The sequence below is a fragment of the Priestia sp. YIM B13489 genome (assembly GCF_042787645.1).
Taxonomy (GTDB): domain Bacteria; phylum Bacillota; class Bacilli; order Bacillales; family Bacillaceae_H; genus Priestia; species Priestia megaterium.
The window spans coordinates 1-3,431 of the sequence record NZ_JBHZOQ010000034.1 but is presented as its reverse complement, the minus strand read 5'-3'; the positions used below and the strand labels follow the sequence as shown (position 1 = coordinate 3,431).

The following is a 3,431-nucleotide window of genomic DNA, read 5'->3' as shown; positions in this document are numbered from 1 at the left end:
TAAATAAAAAAAAGAAGCAAGCAACGCTTGCTACAACGAAAAATCCAGCCATATAACAGCTTTCTTACTTGCTTTTGAATATTTTGTAATCAAATACACATTGTCTAAAAAGTGATGAAGTAACAGAAAAAAAGCAGACCGATTATTTCTCTATTTTTCTATGTGATTATGTAATTCTTGATGCCAACATGCCAATGAGCCATAACTTCAAACGCCTCATTGGCTACCTCATCATCATCTTCTTCAATTCTGATCAAATCTCCGTCTTCAGGATCCGTCAAATTGAGTTCCTGATGGATCTCCTTCAAGATCCCGCCGTAACCGATCAGCCTTCTGGAAGCTAAAGCACCATCCAAGTAATAGACCGTATCCAAATTTTCCTCGGTCACCTCATTCCCACGTATCACATCCGTATCCTTGACAGGATACTTCGAGATTTCAAGAATCGCCTTTTGTTCTTCCATTGCTTCGCGCACTTCTTTTTCAATCGCTTCCGCATCGATTCCCTTTTTTCCTTTGACCCGCTGCACATGCACAATAGGTGTGTAATCCAATTTCATTGCACGCTTCCAAAGGCTTGTCCATTCTGCTTGCTTGATATAGCTTTTCCCTGTGAAATAACTTCGCTTCACTGGAATTAAGACATGGAAATGTGGATGATATGTATTCTCTTCATGGTTTTTCGTAATCTCTAAAGCTCTGAAAAAACCAAGTGTTCCAGATTTCACTTTTTTATATTGAAACAGCTTTCTAAAACCTTGCATCATATCAGTAATTTTTTGTTTTAAATGGTCACCCTCAACATTTTTCACCGTCAACGTGAGAAATATCCATGCGGGCTTATATTGTCGATTCGCTTCTTCAACGATCAATTTATTGTGATAAGCAATTTTCAATGACCTTCGCCACGCACACATAGGGCATAACCTCACTTTACAAAAATAGGCTTGATATAATCGTAGTCTGCCCGTTTCGTTATCTCTTCTAAACGCAAGACATTCCGCACAATCACATACTTTCTCTGCCTTTTTTCCGTAGTAAGGCGCACCGGTACGCTTTTCAAGTCCTTCATAATGAGCCGCCATCAATGACGATCTCACCTTCTTCCCTCGCCAATCCCGCTTTTTACCTGTTGCGGTTTTGTCCTCAAGGATGCTATAATTCGATTCAGATGAATATAACAAAGCAAAAAACTCCTTCTGCGCTAGTTCTCTAGCATTCTATTATTTAAGATTCGACACCTTAATAATAGCAGATGGAGTTTTGTGCTGTCAAAATGCCTTTAAAGCCTTGACACCATTGAATTTATCGAACTTTTTCAAAATGACAATGTTTCTATATGTATCAAGATAAGAAAAGACACGATTACAACTTCGTTGAAATCGCAAAAAAGACCAGCAAAATTGCTGGCTTTTTTAAAACCAAAAACAAAAAACCACTAACCCCCCCATAGGGGGTTTTTTTTGGGGGCCATGCTGCACAACAAAAAAAACAGACCCTAAAGGTCTGTCGATTTTCATGTTCCAAATCGAATACGATACATCATGTTGCATTCCTTGAAGCAACAGAAACGCTGTTATCTTGCGTCGCTAAACCATAAACTGGCGCAACAGCCACAGCTAAAATCAAAACGGCAGCCATAATTTTTTTAAACTTCATATTCAAAATCGCCCCTTTGAATCAGTTTCTGAACTTGGATCATCTTCCTGTAAAAAAATACAGAATCATCCAGTCGTTCTATGTCATTATAAAATCTTCCAGCCTCTAAAGCTAGGTCTTCTAAATAAGGATAACCACGACTATATAAAAGTTGATCAAATTTTTGATTGACTTCAACACTAGGCGAAACCGTCACATATAACTCATGAAGCACATTAAAAAGATCGACAAACATGTAATCATCATACTTTTCAGCATAACTTTTTCCTTTCTCACAATAATCAAGAGCTTCTTCTTTTCGTCCCTGCTTAAAGAAAATGATGGCCAAATCATAACAAGCTTGTACTACCTCTTTAGCACCGATCTTCTCGCCTAACTCTAATGCACGTTGGTAATATACTGTTGCTTTCGCAACATCATCTTGTTTATTAAAACAGTTTCCTAAATTCAACAAACCCTTAGTCGTAATGTAATCATGGCCAAGTGCAATAGATTCCTGTAAAGCTAGTTTCAAATGGGGAAGTGCCTTCTCATAACTGACCAGATCGTCATAATTTCCTGCAATCACGAATCTACACTGGATTAACCTAACTTGATATATACTGTTTGCCTTATAAGCATGATACGCCTGTTCAACATAATACATAGATAGATGTGTTTGCTTCATGTGATAAAAGATTTCTGCCATTTTGAAAAAGAACTCCGCACGCTCCAATTCATCAGCTACTTTATCAAGTTTTCTTTCAGCATAGCGATAAAATGTAATAGCTTTTATGTACTCCCCTTTAGAAAACTCATACATCCCTCTGAAAAAATTGAAGTAGTACTCCATAATACCAGTAAGCCTTTTTCCTTCACCTTCGACAGCTCTCAAATAATCAGCTTTGTTGACAGTATTTTTTGATGGATTTACGTATTCAAGCATCTGTTCATGGCGAAATTCCATTAGCTGAAAATAAAGAACAACCTGTTCGTCTTCCTCCATCAAATCTAGTTCATTCTTAACTTCGTTACGGAGAATCTCTGCATCTGTCACATTCAACCTTTTGATATGCCGATACCACTCATTAATCTTCTGACCAACCACAGGCGCTGCAATAGTTCCCATACCATCAATCCCCCGATACATCGCTTTTTTATGTTAAATCCTAGCACATGAAATACGGCTATAACTTGCTTGCGTTTCCATTTTTGAAAATTTTCGGTATCTCGCAAACGTTTTTTAAAATGAATTCAGCAGACAAAACGAAAAAACGCATTTAAATCCCTTATAAGCGTTTTTAACTAATTACCCTATTTAAATTACCTCAACAAAAATAAAAGCGCTCAGAATCAAATCTGAACGCTTTCAGAGGCATTTTAGAATTACAGCCTCGGTATTTTTATACGTTTTAATCATTCAAATAAATCTTTGTCACAAACTCAAAACGAGTCAATCCATTGCTATGACTAGCCTTAATTTGCTTTTTTCTTCCGTAGTACCCCCCTGTTAGAGTGGGGGGGTTCCCGTTTGGCTCTCAGTGCTTCGCTTTTCGTTGCCACTCGACGACTGTCGTCGTCTTCCGCTGCGCACTTTCGCCAAACAAAACAGACGCACAAATATTTCTTTAATCGTATCATTTTTGATACTTTCATGCCAACGGTACAATACCCTGGCATTCTGCTTTGAACGGAAAGAAAACCCACCGCACCTATTTAGGTGCATAAGTGGGCACTGGTTCTCCAGTGACTCTTTTCGGGCTCTGCCCAAACCCGCCAACGGTCTGCCCGTT

2 protein-coding genes are annotated in these 3,431 nt (G+C 38.4%); both read right to left on the bottom strand.

From position 1 onward, the window contains the following. Positions 1–158 precede the first annotated feature (158 nt). Entirely contained in the window at positions 159–1,184 is a 1,026-nt protein-coding gene (locus tag ACFX4W_RS01815) for a protein rep (RefSeq protein WP_341004343.1), read from the bottom strand. Positions 1,185–1,648: 464 nt separating this feature from the next. Further along, the gene (locus tag ACFX4W_RS01810) at positions 1,649–2,767 is read right to left on the bottom strand and encodes a response regulator aspartate phosphatase (protein WP_138824840.1); all 1,119 of its coding nucleotides are present in this window, start codon (positions 2,765–2,767) and stop codon (positions 1,649–1,651) included. Between the last annotated feature and the right edge of the window lie 664 nt (positions 2,768–3,431).

Excerpts from the sequence above, each read along its gene's own strand:
- ACFX4W_RS01810 (WP_138824840.1), bottom strand. The coding sequence starts at position 2,767 with ATGGGAACTATTGCAGCGCCTGTGGTTGGTCAGAAGATTAATGAGTGG.